The following is a 15,272-nucleotide window of genomic DNA, read 5'->3' as shown; positions in this document are numbered from 1 at the left end:
ATTGCTGACAATAAAGGCAATGTTGAACCATCTCCCAAGTTCTACCGCCAAGCTGAAAAGCAGTTAAAGAGAGCCAATCGAAAGAAGTCTAAAAAGTACAGTCCAGCTAAAAAAACAGCCCAAAAAAAGCAATCGAACAACTATCACAAAGCTAGAAATAGATATGCTCGTAAGCATTTAAGAGTAAGTAGGCAGCGAAAAGAATATTGCAAGAGATTGGCGTATTCCGTTATCCAATCTAACGATTTGGTCGCCTATGAAGATTTGAACAAAAATAGCGACGCATTCCCCCACCTCGCCGAACGGCAGGTGGGGGTCAAGGAGCTGCCGATCTGACAAGCCTTGGGGTAACAAGCGCGTTATGGCAACCAACAAATCCACATCAATCGTCCGTACAGACCGATGGAATCTTAACCCGACAGCAGCAGCGCGAGTGCTGTTGAGCCAAACGGTTGAGGTCTCCCTAGGTGTCTGTCGGCATTTGATAGGAATTCTCTTAACTCATTGGCCGTCTCTCGGAGGGTTATCGAGTCAAAAACGGGTTCTAGCCGTTGAGAAACTGATTCACCCAACCGCCAAGAACCCCAACCCCAAATACCGGCAATTTGACCAGACCTTTTACAAGTTCCCCAGCTATTACCGGAGGGCAGCGATTGTCTTGGCCGCCGGCCAAGTCAGTAGCTAAATTGACGGATTAAGCATCATTTAGGGAAGCGATCGCTTCTATAGCAGCTTCCAAAGCGATCGCCACATGAGTCCAGTGAGTCCCCCCCTGACAGAAAACAATATAGGGTTCTCGCAAAGGACCATCAGCCGAAAACTCAGAGGTACTACCATCAATAAAAGTCCCCCCCGCCATCACCAACTCACTCTCATATCCTGGCATTTCCCCCGGAACCGGATCAAGATAGGACCCAATAGGCGAAAACTTCTGCAAAATGCGACAAAAAGCCACCAACTTATCGGGTGAACCCAACTCGATCGCCTGAATAATATCGCGCCGAGGTATCAGAGGCGCAGGATTAACCCGATAACCCAACTGGTCAAACACATAAGCAATCAAATGTCCCCCCTTAACCGCTTCCCCCACCATCTGAGGCGCAAGGAATAGCCCCTGAAACAGCAATCGGTATTGTTCAAAGGTTGCCCCCCCACTGCTACCAATACCGGGCGCGGTGAGGCGACAGGCGGCCGCTTCTACCAAATCTGAACGCCCCGCCACATAACCCCCCGCCGCCGCAATAGTCCCCCCCGGATTTTTAATCAGGGAACCAGCTATCAAATCAGCCCCCACCGCCGTCGGTTCCCGGTCTTCCACAAACTCGCCATAGCAGTTGTCCACAAAACAGATAGTATCGGGATTTTGTGCCTTCACCATCTGGACAACCCTCTCAATATCAGCAATGGAAAGGGAATTGCGCCAGGAATAGCCACAAGAGCGCTGAATCAAAACCAAACGAGTATGGGGTGCGATCGCTGTTGATAAAGCCGACCAATCCAAACTTCCATCAGCACAAAGATCTAATTGTCGGTAAAGTATGCCAAACTCTATTAAGGAACCTTGACCTTTTCCGCGTAAACCGATAACCTCTTCGAGGGTATCGTAGGGAGAACCAACTACGGCCAGCATCTCATCCCCTGGACGCAGACACCCAAAAAGGGCACAGGCGATCGCATGAGTTCCAGAAACAAACTGGACTCTTACCGCCGCCGCTTCTGCGCCCATAACATCCGCAAACACGCGATCAAAAGTTTGACGACCGAGATCATCGTGTCCGTAGCCGGAAACTCCGGCAAAATGATGGGTTCCTACCCGGTGAGTACGGAAAGCATCTAACACTCGTCGGAGGTGGTGCTTGACCTTAGTGTCAATTCCCGAAAAAATTGGGGATAATGCCTGTGGCGCTTCATGTAGTGACTCTATGCTGTGTCTCATTACCTGACTAAAGCTGAATTAGGGGTGCTGCATATTATGCCGCCAACAGGTCTGGTCTGTTCAAAAATTTGATATTCATGACGATTGCAACTGAAACCAAACTCAAACTCGACTGGATGACCATAATATTTATGGCATTCCTCCACATTGGCGCACTTTTTGTCCTAGTCCCGAGTAATTTTAGCTGGGCTGCAATTGGTGTGGCCGTATTTTTGCACTGGGTAACTGGTGGCTTAGGAATTACCCTAGGGTTTCACCGCTTAATCACCCACCGCAGTTTTGAAACTCCCAAATGGCTAGAATATTTCTTGGCTTTTTGCGGCGCTTTAGCCTGTCAAGGAGGACCTATCCAGTGGGTCGGTTTACACCGTATGCACCATCTGTACTCTGATCAAACCCTTGACCCCCACGACTCTAACAAGGGTTTTTGGTGGAGTCACATGGGTTGGATGTTGCGGGAAATTCCTGCTGATGCTGATGTTCCCCGCTTTACCAAAGATATCAACGAAGACCCAGTTTATCTGTTCCTGCAAAATTATTTCATTCCCATCCAAGTCGCCTTGGGTGTGGTTTTATATCTTCTCGGAGGATGGCCGTTGGTCGTCTGGGGCATCTTTTTCCGCATCGTTGTGGTTTTTCATTGTACCTGGTTTGTCAATAGCGCTACTCACAAGTTTGGCTATCAAACATATCAATCTAATGATAACTCGAAAAATTGTTGGTGGGTTGCTCTTGTCACCTATGGGGAAGGCTGGCACAATAATCACCATGCTTTCCAATATTCCGCCCGTCATGGTCTGAAATGGTGGGAAATTGATTTAACCTGGATGACTATTCAACTTCTACAATTTTTGGGTTTGGCTAAAAAAGTTAAATTGGTGGAAAACTAGCCCCGGCGACAAAAGTTGTTCCTGAGTAGGTCAGAAGCTAACTTAGACTCTGACAGCCGGGTTAAGTTCACACTCTGCCATTACCCTGTACAATATGTTTCAGGGTCATTAGGCTTTCTAGGCTAATTAAACCCCGTCGATATCCTTTCTGATTCGACACTCCTAAAAACAACGCATCCCCTCGGTTTTGATGACGTGAAAATTGGGGGGATGTGTTCATGAAGGTGAGCGCACTATTGGAATTTTGGGCAAATATACGACTTTCGCTATAGGATTCGGTCGCTATACAATTGGCGTGGTTGCTGCTACACTGATTCATCATGCCGATCGCATTTTCGAGGTTTTCCACAAATCGGAAGGCTATGGTTTTTGACAAATAGGGATGATACCATTCTGAGGGTTCGGCTTCCGTTAATTCGGGAAAGTTTTGGATGAAATCGCGATCGCCTCGTAATTGGAAACCTTCTTCCTGCAAACTATTTAAGAGTCGCACTAGGGAAGAGTTTTTTTGATGAGGGTCAATTAAGACCTTTTCGATCGCATTTACTGGGTCGGGTTCACTTTTATGGCTATCCGTAATCATCCACCGGACTAAATCCATACTAGCGGTAGCAGACCAGTAAAGATAACAATTCCCCATGGCTGTTTTCAGAATGGGAACTGTGGCTTTATTAATCACTTCTTGGATTAATTGGGGTCGCCCGTATGGTATAATCAGGTTGATATATCTGTCTTCGGTGACTAAATCGGGGATAGGATGATCAGGGTCAGCGGGAACAAATTCTAAACATCCCGGCGGCATTCGCGCATCTTCTAGGGCTGATTGTAGGGTTTCGGCGATAATTTGATTGGAAGAGTTAGCCTCACTACTTCCCTGGAGAATTAAACTATTAGCAGTTTTGAGAGCAAAACCGGCGGCGATCGCCCCTAATTCAGGAAAAGCCTCGTAAATGAGGGCAATGACTCCCAGGGGTATATACTGATAATAGCCCTTATACTGTTTGATTTGGTAAGGAGCGCTAACCACCCGACCGATAGGATCGGAGATGGTGCTTAACCTTTCCAATACCTTAATCGCTTTTTCTAGGCGAACTGGAGTCAGTTTTAACCAATCTCCAATCACTTCGGAAACCCCCATTTCTCTGCTGGCTTCCAAGTCAAGGGTGTTCGCTTCCAGAATGTCATTTTTTCGTTGTTTGAGACCATCAGCCATTCTGTTTATTGCTTGACCCCGATCTTCTCCTGATATCTGTGTCAATTCAAGACTGGCAAAATAGGCCCGACGAGAAGGGTTTAATGGATCTGGGGTAGAAGAAAAATCATCAATGATCATCGAGCTAACGCCTGTAAGCAAGCCAAACCATGATTGCTGGCAACATCGCCAGCATAACAGCAACTATTGCCCAAAGCAAGATGTTGCCCCCGGGAGAGTACATGGCTAGGGGTAGCCAAATCACCAGGGGGACTAGAAGCATCCCCAAAGCTAAGGGTAGATAGTGCGATCGCATTCCTGGGGTGGCGCGATACCATTGTTGTCCAGTCCACCACCAAGCCTGTTTGTAGGGGTAGTGGGTGGCTAGTTGTTCTAGGGAATAACCGCTCTCATCAACTACAAAAATCTGCTGACAGCGACCGCAACCGAAAGCCTCGGTCAAGGTAATCGGAACCAGATTACCCTTTCGACGACAGGGACAGGGATAATCACTATGTAAGTCGATTTTCTCAGGTTTGGGAGATGACACAAGCTCGCGTGGTCTTATTTAATGGAGTTAGAAACAAAAGCAAATAGTAGCTCCCATGATAGTTCAGGAACAAGAGATCTAACAACTGAAATGGAGCTAAGCGGGCTCGAACCTGATACATAGCCTATAACCCCTATTCTACCGTTACTTAGGTGTTACTCAAAACCGTAGTAGGATCGATCAATCTGTAGCCATAAAATAACCCCTAGGGGTTTAATCTAGGGGTATTGGCTTATAGGGTTGTAACGGGTAGATTAATCTATCTGATATAGCATAAGACAGAAAAGTTAGGACGTATAATGGCAAGGATATCTACAGAAGACCCAAAATGCCAGCCCCCTACAGTTACGACCTTAGACAAAAAGTTATCAATGCAATTGAACTATACGGTATGTCCAAAACCAAAGCCAGTCAATTTTTCCATCTCTGCAGGAACACTATCAATCTCTGGCTGCAAAGAAAAGAACACACCGGAGACTTCCTCCCTAAACCTAATCGCCCACCTGGTCATAACCACCAAATTACCGACTGGCAAAAATTCAAGGCTTTTGCCCAAGAGCATGGCGACAAAACCTCCGCTCAAATGGCTCAACTTTGGGATGACGACATCTCTCCTCGCACCATATCCAGAACCTTGAAGAAAATTGGCTTCACCAGAAAAAAAACTTACGGCTACCAAGAAGGTGATCAGCAACAGCGAGAGGCGTTTATTGCTCAGATTCAACATATGGAGCCGGAAGGGTTGGTTTACCTCGATGAAGCTGGCATGAATAGTCAAGACTCGGATTATCCTTATGGTTACTGCCAGGAAGGACAACGCTTCGATACCCTCAAATCCGGGAAGAGGCAGGGCAGGGTGAGCTATATGGCCGCATGGTGTTATCAACAACTCTTAGCTCCCTTTACCTTTGAGGGTTGTTGTAATCGGACAGTGTTTGAGTTGTGGTTGGAGTTCATCTTAATTCCAACATTGAAGCCAGGTCAAACTCTAGTACTGGACAATGCAACGTTTCATAAAGGGGGGCGGCAGGCTGAACTGGTGGAGGCAGCTCAATGCCATTTACTCTATCTTCCGCCTTATTCGCCAGACCTCAACAAGATAGAGAAATGTTGGTCGTGGTTGAAAGCCCGCATTCGCCATTGCACGTGAGCAGTTTGATTCTCTCCATGATGCCATGGATTCTGTTCTCAAGGCTGCGTCCTAACCGTATTGACTAGTGCTATATATACAACCACGTAGTCATTAACTCGCTCTCGTCATAAACACTCTTAGTTGTCGCAGTCTCTATATCCACACCGTGACTAGTGGGCATATCCTAACCATTACAGTTAGGTATTGGCTTTCAGTCACATCCTTTCCCCTAGGAGGGTTAGGGGTCGAGAGTGAAGTCACCTTCCCGAACTCCTATTCAGAACCGTGCTTGATAGTTTCCCATCACACGGCTCCTGGTGTGGATACCCTATTTGTCAAAGGAGCAGAATCAACAGACCTGCTTTCTACTTCGATGTTCAGAGCTATATGCACCACGTAGTCTTTAAACTCGTCCTCGCCATTATACTCTTACTGACCGCAGTATCTATATCCCCACCGTGACAATTGGGCATATCCCAACCATTACAATTGGGCTTTAGCTTCTGGTCACATCCTTCACCCTCTAAGTATGCGCTTACATTTTTCACTACTGCCTTGTGAATAGCATTACTCACTTGTTTATAGGCAGAGCATTAGAGGGATTACAACGTTCCGATTATATGGGCATTCCATCGTTAGATTTGTCCTCAGAACCGGGGTACTTTTCAAGGTCTGTGTAGGTAGTGTAAGTAAACTCCTACTTTTCCCCTTGCTCTTTTGAGCGCAGCGTTTCAACCTGTTTCGCTACTATAAATTGACGATGGTTCAAGCCGGACATTCGGTTTCCCTAATCATAGATGATTGGCAGTGGTCGGGTTATTAGGAACAGGTTTCCCTCACGCCTTCCGTTCCCCGCTTCAATCTGACGGGTTGTGAGTCCTGAAACTGGGGGTGGCTATCGCCTTTACTCTCAACTTCCTGCTGTACATAACACCAGCGTTCAGTCTTGACCTTGAGTTCCCTGCCTTGTTTGGATTCCTCCCAACGTCAGGACATATAAACAGTTATGGGGATGCTCAGAAACGAGATACGAGTTTCTTGTATTCAACCAAGGGGTTTAAGCCCCCACTAGGAGGTTATTTCGAGCATTTCAGCCCTATTTCATTCCTAAACATCTCGCACACTCACTTATTTATTAGCAGAGCCAATGAGGGGTTTAAACGTTCCATCTATGCGGGCATTCCATCTTTAGATTTGTCCTATCCACCGGGGTACTTTTAAAGGTCTGTGTAGGTAGTTATAACAGCCTCCTACTTTTCCCCTTGCCCTTTTGATCGCAGCGTATCAACCTATTTCGCTACTGACGCATTACAATGGTTCAAGCCGGACATTCGGTTTCCCTAATCATGGATGGTTGGCAGTGGTCGAGTGAGAGGTAGGTTCCTCTATTATGCCTTCCGTTCCCCGCTTCAACCCGTTGAGTGTGAATCCTCAAATTGGGGGTGGCTACCGCCGTTACTCTCAACCTTACGTTATACTCAAGGGGTTCGTGCGAAACGTTTAGGAGTGAAATAGGGCTGCAATGCCCGAAATAACCTCTTAGTGGGACTTTCACCCCTTGGTGAAATATAGGGAGACGCACTCTCATTCTTATCCCTAGACCATCCCATAACTGTTTATATGTCCCGACGCTTGGAGAAATCTAAGCAAGGCAGGGAACTCAGGGTCAAGACAGAACGTTAGAACAGAGGAAGTTGTGAGCCTCCTATTATAGCGCGAAGTTGAGAGTAACGGCGGTAGCCACCACCAGTTTGAGGAATCATAACCCGTCAGATTGAAGCGGGGAACGGAAGGCGTGAAGTAGAACCTACTACCATATGCGACCACTGCCAACCATCCATGACTAAGGAAATCTGAATGTTCCGACTTGAACCACCGTAATGAGTAAGTAGCGAAATAGGTTGACACGCTGCGCTCAAAAGAGTAAGGGGAAAAGTAGGAGTCTCAACTCACTACCTACACAGACCTTTAAAGGTGCGAGACGTTCAGGCATCAAATAGGGATGCAATGCCCGAAATAACTGCTTGGTGAGGACTTCAACCCCTTGATTGAATATAAGGAGCGCACTCCTGACCATCCTCATAACTGTTTATATGTCCCGACGCTTGGAGAAATCTAAGCAAGGCAGGGAACTCAAGGTCATAAACAAACTGAGGAATCAGGGAGTAGAGAGTAACGGCGATAGCCACCCCCAGTTTCAGGATTCATAACCCGTCAGATTGAAGCGGGGAACGGAAGGCGTGAGGGAAAACCTATTCCCAAAAATCCGACCACTGCCAACCATCCATGACTAGGGAAACCGAATGTCTGGCTTGAACCATCGTAATCTGTGAGTAGCGAAATAGGTTGAAACGCTGCGCTCAAAAGAGTAAGGGGAAAAGTAGGAGGCTCTCTATACTACCTACACAGACCTTTAAAGGGTACCCCGGTGGAAAGGACAAGTCTAAAGATGGAATGCCCGTATAAACGGAACGTTTAAACCCCTTTTAGGCTCTCAGCAGGAGGTATCTGCGGAGTAGTGAAAAGTGTAAGCGTATACCTTCAAGGGGAAAGGATGTGACTGAAAGCCAATGCCTAACTGTAATGGTTAGGATATGCCCACTAGTCACGGTGTGGATATAGAGACCGCGACAAGTAAGAGTTTGATGACGAAAGCGAGTTTAAAGACTACGTGTTGTATTTAGCTCCCAAAGTTGAGGTTACAAAGCGGGGGGTTGTAGCCCTGTTCCTACTGACAATAGGGTATCTACATCAGGAGCCGTGTGCAGGGAAACTCGCAAGCACGGTTTGGAATTGGAGTTGGGCAAGGTGACTTCTCTTTCGACCATAACACAACTCCCCTCTTTTTTTTCGCTCAGTCTTGACCTTGAGTCTCTCTGCCTTATCTGGTTCTCGAAGCCAGATGTTGAGACACATAGATAGTTATGGGATGGTCTGGGGTGCGAATCCCTTATATTCCACCAAGGGGTGGAAGTCCCACTAGGAGGTTATTTCAGCCATTGCAGCCCTATTTGAATCCTAAACGTTTCGCACGTTATATATATTTCTATACCAAACGTCGGGACATATAAAAAGTTATAGGGATGGTCAGAAGCGAGCTTCTTGTATTCAGTCAGGGGGCTGAAGTTTTCACCAGGTAGTTATTTCAGGCATCTCAGCCTTATTTCCTACCTGAACGTCTCGCACTAATGGATAAATTATAACAGCCAGGTACTTTGAGAAAAATCTTCATTGTTCATCGGTTGACTGAGGGAATGTTCGGGACGAGGCACTAAATGAGGTGGCGATCGCTTCGTGGGTTTCTGTGCTAGTTTAGACGTAGATGATTCTAGTTTTAACTGTTCGATATGTTGTAAAAGTTTAGTATTCGTTTCCGACAGATGTAGTGCTGTTAATTCTGCCTGTTCTAGCTTTTCCTTTAAGGCCGCCGCCGCTTCAGTCTCCTGTTTAAGTTGGGCTATTAATTTATTTTTTTCCTCTAATTCTTGTTGTAGTTTATTTATTGTAGTGGCTAATTGCCTATGGCTGGCTTGAGCGTTTTTAACAGTTAATTGAAGGGCAGAAATCTCTTTTTTTAAAGTCTGCTCAGTTTCCTGGGACTGCTGTAAGTGGGATTCAAGCCAGGCTACTTGAGCTTCTAACTCCATCTGCGCCTCTAATTCGGCGTGGGTGGGGGTTGGACGGCTAGAGGAGGTATTGTCCCTTGGGGATGTGCTTGTATTAATTTGATGATCAGTATCAGCAGATTCTGGGGGGGGACTACCCGCCTTTTCTGCTTCCTGTTTGACCATATCGGCTAGACTTTTCTTAACCATCATCTCCTCCCTTGGAACTGTGTGTCCCGTCGCCTGATGGGCGGCTGATACAACTTCATTAAGCATACAGCGATCGCGAGGGGAAAAATAGATCCGTTTGGGGGGTTGCAATTTTCGGGTGAGTTATGTTAATGTAATAAACTGTTCGGACGCATAGCTCAGTTGGTTAGAGTACCACGTTGACATCGTGGGGGTCGCTGGTTCGAGTCCAGTTGTGTCCACTATTAACTGACCGTTATCATAACTGCAATAACCGTGATTCAATTAACTCGATAGTCCTACCTAATTACTCAGATATTACTCACAATCTAGTCCTAGCACAGGAAAATAATTCTGTCAATAGGATGATTACTCAGTCAACAAGCACCACTTAATCAATCTGTCAAATACCCATATCACCCCCTAAACCCGACAAGTGATAGGGTAGTTCCCTTGTGATACCCGTCAATGGCAAGCCTATCGGTTCGTACCTCACCCTTGACCGCTATCACATCGGTCACTTCCCCAATAGTGCTTATTCCGGTTATGGGGGGAGGGTATGTTTCAAAGCCAACACGATAGCCGTAGGTAGCCGTAGGGGGGAACCCGCTAAGTAATCAATGTATAGCACCAGACAGCAAAGTTAGGACGTATAATGGAGAGGACGAGATGACTAAGAAGACCCAAAATGCCAGCCCCCTACAGTTACGACCTTAGACAAAAAGTTATCAATGCAATTGAACTAGACGGTATGTCCAAAACCAAAGCCAGTTAAGTTTTCCATGTCAGCCGGAACACCATCAATCTCTGGCTGCAAAGAAAAGAACACACCGGCGACTTCCTCCCTAAACCTAATCGCCCACCTGGTCATAGCCACCAAATTACCGACTGGCACAAATTCAAGGCTTTTGCCCAAGAGCATGACCACAAAACCTCCGCTCAAATGGCTGAACTTTGGGATGACGACATCTCTCCTCGCACCATATCCAGAGCCTTGAAGAAAATTGGCTTCACCAGAAAAAAAACTTACGGCTACCAAGAACGTGATCAGCAACAGCGAGAGGAGTTTATTGCTCAGATTGAACATATGGAGCCACAAGAAGTGGTCTACCTCGATGAAGCCGGCATGAATAGTCAGGACTCGGATTACCCTTATGGTTACTGCGAGGAAGGAAAACGCTTCGATGCCCTCAAATCAGGGAAGAGGCAGGGCAGGGTGAGCTATATGGCCGCATGGTGTTATCAACAACTCTTAGGTGCGAGACGTTTAGGAGTCAAATAAGGCTGCAATGCCTGAAATGACCTCCTAGTGGGACTTACACCCCTTGGTGGAATATAAGGGATTCGCACCCCTGACCATCCCATAACTGTTTATATGTCCCAACGCTTGGAGAAACCTAAGCAAGGCAGGGAACTCAAGGTCATAAACCAACTGAGAAATTAGGGCGTTGAGAGTAACGGCGATAGCCACCCCCAATTTCAGGAATCACAACCCGTCAGATTGAAGCGGGGAACGGAAGGCGTGAGGTAGAACCCACTACCAAGATGCGACCACTGCCAACCATCCATGATTAGGGAAACCGAATGTCCGGCTTGAACCATCGTCATTAAGAAGTAGCGAAATAGGTTGATACGCTGCACTCAAAAGAGTAAGGGGAAAAGTAGGGGTTTCTAAGTACTACCTACACAGACCTTTTAAAGTACCCCGGTGGAGAGGACAAATCTAAAGATGGAATGCCCATATAAACGGAACGTTTTAACCCCTCTTGGGCTCTGACAATCTGGTCGAGAAAGTCAGTAGTAAAAAGTGTAAGCGCAAGCCCATTAGGGAGGGAGATGTGACCAGAAGCCAATGCCCGACATTAATAGTAGGGATATGCTAACAGGTCACGGTTTGATTGTAAGAAATAGAGTCTAGTAGGTGTACAAATGGCGATAGCGAGTTTAAAGAAAGGGTTTGGGAAACCAAAACTAATCAAGACTACGAACAACGCATGGAAGGCCATCCCATGGACCAAGGTTCAACGGAAAGTTTTCAAGCTCCAAAAGAGTATATTTCAAGCGGCTAAATCGGGACAGGATGCCAAGGTAAGAAGGTTACAACGTCTATTGGTGAAATCATACTATGCCCGACTCTTAGCGGTGCGACTGTAGGGGCGGGTTCCACGGTCAGCCATGCTTCCCAACAGTCAGCTTAATAAACCCGCCCCCCAAGCGGGTCAAGGAAAGAAAACAGCCGGAGTGGACGGAATGATAGCAATATCCCCCAAACAAAGGTTTGGACTAGCCGAGAGAATCAAAGGAAACCTCAAAGCAAAAACACTCAGGAAAGTATGGATACCAAAACCTGGAAGGGATGAAAAACGCCCACTAGGCATTCCTACAATCCAAGATAGAGCAAGGCAAGCCTTGGTGAAGTCGGCACTCGAACCCGAATGGGAATCGAGATTTGAAGGCACAAGCTATGGGTTCAGACCAGGCAGGTCAGCCCAAGATGCAATAGGCAGGATTTACGCTGCCATTAATAAAGGACAATACTATGTTCTTGATGCGGATATAGCGAAATGTTTCGACCGAATAAACCATGATTACCTACTGTCCAAAATTCATTGTCCAAGCCGCCTAAAAAGAGACCTGAAACAATGGCTCAAAGCAGGTGTGCTAGACAACGGTGTATTCGAGGATACAGAAGCAGGGACACCTCAAGGAGGGGTAATAAGTCCAATACTCGCCAACATCGCACTGTTGGGAATGGAAAGGCTAGTTAAAGAAATGTATCCTAACAAAGGAACGGCCCCACAGGTCAATCTGATAAGATACGCTGATGATTTTGTGGTCATCTCAAAAGACCTAGGAATTATTGAACAGTGCCAAACTGCAATCACCGAATGGTTAAAACCTGTAGGCTTAGAAATAAAACCTGAAAAGACTCGAATCTGCCACACGCTCAAATCTATTGAGTATGATGGTAAAACAGAAAAACCAGGGTTCGACTTTCTAGGAGTCAATATCAGGCAACATCCAGTAGGAAAATATAAATCTGGGAAAACAGGCGGGGCAGCAAGCAGATTAATCGGACATAAAACCCACATAAAACCCAGCCATAAAGCAGTTAAAGCCCATACAGAAGTGATTAAAGGTGTAATCAAACAACATAGAACAGCACCTCAGTCAGCCCTGATAAACAAACTAAACCCGATAATACGGGGATGGTCAAACTACTACTCAGGAGCAGTTTCATCTGGAACATTCAAGAAACTGGATAACATAATCTGGTTAATGTTACGGGCATGGACAGCATCAAGATGCAAAGGGGTGAACTACGAAAAGCTGAGGAACTATTTCAGACATGGAACGGTTAAACTTAGCAATGGGAATGAAAGACAGGAATCTTGGTTATTCCAGACCAAAGAAGGACTCCAATTATGGAAACATAACTGGACCCCAATTGTCAGACACACCTTAATACGCCCCGACGCAACACCATACGACGGAAATTGGACTTACTGGGCAACCAGGAGAGGACAAGCAATCGATACGCCAATAAGGGTAGCTAAACTACTCAAGAAACAAAAAGGTAGGTGTACCTGGTGTGGACAGTATTTCGCATCAACAGACCTAGTTGAAGTAGACCACATTGTACCTCGAAGCCAAGGCGGAAAGGATGAATACAAAAACCTTCAGCTATTACACCGCCACACCCGCGATGATAAAACGGCACTTGACAAAATAGAGCCAACGCCGTATCCTTAGCAAATGGAACAATCAGACTAGGAGCCGTATGAGGTGAAAGTATCAAGTACGGTTTTGAATGGGAGGGGTAGACCGTGAGGTCTATCTCGACCCCTAATCTCCCTTTACCTTTGAGGGTTGTTGTAATCGGACAGTGTTTGAGTTGTGGTTGGAGTTTATCTTAATTCCAACATTGAAGCCAGGTCAGACTCTAGTATTGGACAATGCAACGTTTCATAAAGGGGGGCGGATTGCTGAACTGGTGGAGGCAGCTCGTTATGGTCGAAAGGGAAGTCGCCTTCCCCAACTCCAATTCAAAACCGTGCTTGATACTTTCACATCACACGGCTCCTGATGTGGATACCCCTTTTGACATCGGGAACAGGGTAACAACTTCCTGCTTTGTGACTTCAACTTTTAGAGCTAAATACAACATCGTAGTCTTTAAACTCGCTTTCGTCGTAAACACTCCTAATTGTCGCAGTCTCTATATCCACACCGTGACTAGTGGGCATATCCTAACCATTACAGTTAGGCATCGGCTTTCAGTCACATCCTTTCCCCTTAAAGGTATACGCTTACACTTTCACTACTGTGCAGGTACATCCTGCCACTTGAGAGCCTAAAAGGGGGTTTAAACGTTCCGTTTATACGGGCATTCCATCTTTAGATTTGTCCTATCCACCGGGGTACTTTTAAAAGTCTGTGTAGGTGATGTCATGATTACCCTACTTTTCCCCTTGCTCTTTTGAACGCAGCGTATCAACCTGTTTCGCTGCTGAATAATTACGATGGTTCAAGCCGGACATTCGGTTTCCCTAATCATGGATGGTTGGCAGTGGTCGCATTTGGTAGTAGGTTCTACTTCACGCCTTCCGTTCCCCGCTTCAATCCTGGGGTTATGATTCCCAAAACTGGGGGTGGCTATCGCCGTTACTCTCAACGCAATTGTTAAGGAATCATTAATATTTCCAGTTTGGCGTTTTGACCTTGAGTTCCCTGCCTTGTTTTGTATATTTCTATACCAAACGTTGGGACATATAAACAGTTATGGGATGGTCAGGGTACGAGTCCCTTATATTTCACCAAGGGGTGAAAGTCCCACTCGGAGGTTATTTCAGGCATTGCAGCCTTATTTGACTCCTAAACGTCTCGCACCATGCCGTTTACTCTATCTTCCGCCTTATTCGCCAGACCTCAACAAGATAGAGAAATGTTGGTCGTGGTTGAAAGCCCGCATTCGCCATTGCACGTGAGCAGTTTGATTCTCTCCATGATGCCATGGATTATGTTCTCAAGGCTGCGTCCTAACCGTATTGACTAGTGCTATAACACCATGCCGCAATCATGCTCATCCTGCCCTGCCTCTTCCCGGATTTGAGGGCATCGAAGCGTTGTCCTTCCTCGCAGTAACCATAAGGATAATCCGAGTCTTGACTATTCATGCCAGCTTCATCGAGGTAAACCAACTCTTCCGGCTCCATCTTTTCAATATGAGCAATAAACTCCTCTCGCTGTTGCTCATCACGTTCTTGGTAGCCGTAAGTTTTTTTTCTGGTGAAGCCAATTTTCTTCAAGGCTCTGGATATGGTGCGAGGAGAGATGTCGTCATCCCAAAGTTGAGCCATCTGAGCGGAGGTTTTGTCGCCATGCTCTTAGGCAAAAGCCTTGAATTTGTGCCAGTCGGTAATTTAGTGGCTATGACCAGGTGGGCGATTAAGTTTAGGGAGGAAGTCGCCGGTGTGTTCTTTTCTTTGCAGCCAGAGATTGATGGTGTTCCTGCTGACATGGAAAACTTGACTGGCTTCGGTTTTGGGTATACCGTCTAGTTCAATTGCATTAATAACTTTTTGTCTAAGGTCGTAACTGTAGGGGGCTGGCCTTTTGGGTCTTCTGTAGATATCCTTGCCATTATACGTCCTAACTTTTCTGTCTTGTGCTATACAATTCCAAGACAACGGTAAACGCTTCGTGTTAATATGCAACTCGGTTAGATTCGTAAGCAGTTAGATTCAGAGATGTACATGATGTCCAATGGCAAGTCTC

Annotated in this window: 13 protein-coding genes, 1 tRNA gene and 4 pseudogenes; 11 read left to right on the top strand and 7 right to left on the bottom strand. The window is 46.2% G+C overall.

Features of this window, described 5'->3' with window-relative positions; genetic code table 11:
- Nucleotides 1-336 carry a transposase gene (locus tag N39L_RS22815; RefSeq protein WP_353912634.1) on the top strand — a complete coding sequence of 112 codons (336 nt, stop codon included), beginning with the start codon at nucleotides 1-3 and terminating at the stop codon, nucleotides 334-336.
- Between the two features lie 25 nt (nucleotides 337-361).
- Nucleotides 362-685 (top strand): hypothetical protein, encoded by a 324-nt coding sequence (locus tag N39L_RS22810; protein WP_014276476.1) that lies wholly within the window; start codon nucleotides 362-364, stop codon nucleotides 683-685.
- 9 nt (nucleotides 686-694) lie between these two features.
- Here the strand turns inward: N39L_RS22810 and N39L_RS22805 are convergent, their stop codons facing one another.
- Nucleotides 695-1,936: a methionine gamma-lyase family protein gene (locus N39L_RS22805; protein WP_014276475.1), complete on the bottom strand. Its 1,242-nt coding sequence runs from the start codon at nucleotides 1,934-1,936 to the stop codon at nucleotides 695-697.
- Nucleotides 1,937-2,013: 77 nt separating this feature from the next.
- On the opposite strand from N39L_RS22805, the gene N39L_RS22800 reads away from it, so the two are divergent.
- Nucleotides 2,014-2,826, top strand: a complete 813-nt coding sequence (locus N39L_RS22800) for an acyl-CoA desaturase (RefSeq protein ID WP_006616281.1) — start codon at nucleotides 2,014-2,016, stop codon at nucleotides 2,824-2,826.
- 67 nt (nucleotides 2,827-2,893) lie between these two features.
- On the opposite strand, the gene N39L_RS22795 is transcribed toward N39L_RS22800, so the two are convergent.
- Both N39L_RS22795 and N39L_RS22790 read right to left on the bottom strand, forming a co-directional pair.
- Entirely contained in the window at nucleotides 2,894-4,159 is a 1,266-nt protein-coding gene (locus N39L_RS22795; protein ID WP_014276474.1) for a glutamate-5-semialdehyde dehydrogenase, read from the bottom strand.
- Nucleotides 4,160-4,163: 4 nt separating this feature from the next.
- Nucleotides 4,164-4,568, bottom strand: a complete 405-nt coding sequence (locus N39L_RS22790) for a hypothetical protein (protein ID WP_006616283.1) — start codon at nucleotides 4,566-4,568, stop codon at nucleotides 4,164-4,166.
- Nucleotides 4,569-4,896: 328 nt separating this feature from the next.
- Between N39L_RS22790 and N39L_RS22785 the strand changes: the two genes are divergently transcribed.
- A protein-coding gene (locus N39L_RS22785; protein ID WP_286131454.1) for an IS630 family transposase occupies nucleotides 4,897-5,773 on the top strand; the annotation gives its coding sequence in 2 pieces (ribosomal slippage) (nucleotides 4,897-5,709 and nucleotides 5,711-5,773; 876 coding nt in all).
- Between the two features lie 2,626 nt (nucleotides 5,774-8,399).
- Here the strand turns inward: N39L_RS22785 and N39L_RS22780 are convergent.
- Together N39L_RS22780 and N39L_RS22775 are read right to left on the bottom strand one after the other, a co-directional pair.
- Nucleotides 8,400-8,528, bottom strand: coding sequence for a hypothetical protein (locus tag N39L_RS22780; protein ID WP_286131453.1), 129 nt, complete (start codon nucleotides 8,526-8,528; stop codon nucleotides 8,400-8,402).
- Nucleotides 8,529-8,897: 369 nt separating this feature from the next.
- A complete protein-coding gene (locus N39L_RS22775) occupies nucleotides 8,898-9,581 on the bottom strand; it encodes a hypothetical protein (protein WP_231851986.1) in 684 nt (227 codons plus the stop codon).
- Between the two features lie 81 nt (nucleotides 9,582-9,662).
- Between N39L_RS22775 and N39L_RS22770 the strand changes: the two genes are divergently transcribed.
- The 6 genes and pseudogenes from N39L_RS22770 to N39L_RS22745 form a co-directional block, all read left to right on the top strand.
- Nucleotides 9,663-9,736, top strand: a tRNA-Val gene (locus tag N39L_RS22770).
- Nucleotides 9,695-9,889 (top strand): hypothetical protein, encoded by a 195-nt coding sequence (locus tag N39L_RS22765; RefSeq protein ID WP_081471223.1) that lies wholly within the window; start codon nucleotides 9,695-9,697, stop codon nucleotides 9,887-9,889. The genes N39L_RS22770 and N39L_RS22765 overlap by 42 nt, the downstream gene beginning before the upstream one ends.
- A 293-nt stretch (nucleotides 9,890-10,182) precedes the next feature.
- A pseudogene (locus N39L_RS22760) lies at nucleotides 10,183-10,749 on the top strand (IS630 transposase-related protein); the annotation flags it as partial.
- A 674-nt stretch (nucleotides 10,750-11,423) separates the two neighbouring features.
- On the top strand, nucleotides 11,424-11,648 hold the full coding sequence (locus tag N39L_RS22755; protein WP_014276468.1) for a reverse transcriptase N-terminal domain-containing protein: 225 nt from the start codon (nucleotides 11,424-11,426) through the stop codon (nucleotides 11,646-11,648).
- Nucleotides 11,649-11,669: 21 nt separating this feature from the next.
- Nucleotides 11,670-13,247, top strand: a complete 1,578-nt coding sequence (gene ltrA / locus N39L_RS22750; RefSeq protein WP_014276467.1) for a group II intron reverse transcriptase/maturase — start codon at nucleotides 11,670-11,672, stop codon at nucleotides 13,245-13,247.
- A 97-nt stretch (nucleotides 13,248-13,344) separates the two neighbouring features.
- A pseudogene (locus N39L_RS22745) lies at nucleotides 13,345-13,503 on the top strand (transposase); the annotation flags it as partial.
- A gap of 519 nt (nucleotides 13,504-14,022) precedes the next feature.
- On the opposite strand, the gene N39L_RS22740 reads toward N39L_RS22745, so the two are convergent.
- Entirely contained in the window at nucleotides 14,023-14,169 is a 147-nt protein-coding gene (locus N39L_RS22740; protein ID WP_006623293.1) for a hypothetical protein, read from the bottom strand.
- A gap of 211 nt (nucleotides 14,170-14,380) precedes the next feature.
- On the opposite strand from N39L_RS22740, the pseudogene N39L_RS22735 reads away from it, so the two are divergent.
- Nucleotides 14,381-14,537: pseudogene (locus tag N39L_RS22735) on the top strand (transposase); the annotation flags it as partial.
- A gap of 17 nt (nucleotides 14,538-14,554) precedes the next feature.
- Here the strand turns inward: N39L_RS22735 and N39L_RS22730 are convergent.
- Nucleotides 14,555-15,127 (bottom strand): annotated as a pseudogene (locus tag N39L_RS22730) (IS630 transposase-related protein); the annotation flags it as partial.
- Nucleotides 15,128-15,272: the final 145 nt, after the last annotated feature.

It is taken from the genome of Limnospira platensis NIES-39 (genome assembly GCF_026000695.1).
GTDB lineage: Bacteria > Cyanobacteriota > Cyanobacteriia > Cyanobacteriales > Microcoleaceae > Limnospira > Limnospira platensis.
Note: the sequence above shows the minus strand (reverse complement) of the source record. Positions and strands in the feature narration are given on the sequence as shown.

Coding starts and splice junctions, on each gene's coding strand:
- ltrA (WP_014276467.1), top strand. CDS start 11,670: ATGCTTCCCAACAGTCAGCTTAATAAACCCGCCCCCCAAGCGGGTCAA.
- N39L_RS22775 (WP_231851986.1), bottom strand. CDS start 9,581: ATGCTTAATGAAGTTGTATCAGCCGCCCATCAGGCGACGGGACACACA.
- N39L_RS22780 (WP_286131453.1), bottom strand. CDS start 8,528: ATGGTCGAAAGAGAAGTCACCTTGCCCAACTCCAATTCCAAACCGTGC.
- N39L_RS22800 (WP_006616281.1), top strand. CDS start 2,014: ATGACGATTGCAACTGAAACCAAACTCAAACTCGACTGGATGACCATA.
- N39L_RS22755 (WP_014276468.1), top strand. CDS start 11,424: ATGGCGATAGCGAGTTTAAAGAAAGGGTTTGGGAAACCAAAACTAATC.
- N39L_RS22795 (WP_014276474.1), bottom strand. CDS start 4,159: ATGATCATTGATGATTTTTCTTCTACCCCAGATCCATTAAACCCTTCT.
- N39L_RS22805 (WP_014276475.1), bottom strand. CDS start 1,936: ATGAGACACAGCATAGAGTCACTACATGAAGCGCCACAGGCATTATCC.
- N39L_RS22810 (WP_014276476.1), top strand. CDS start 362: ATGGCAACCAACAAATCCACATCAATCGTCCGTACAGACCGATGGAAT.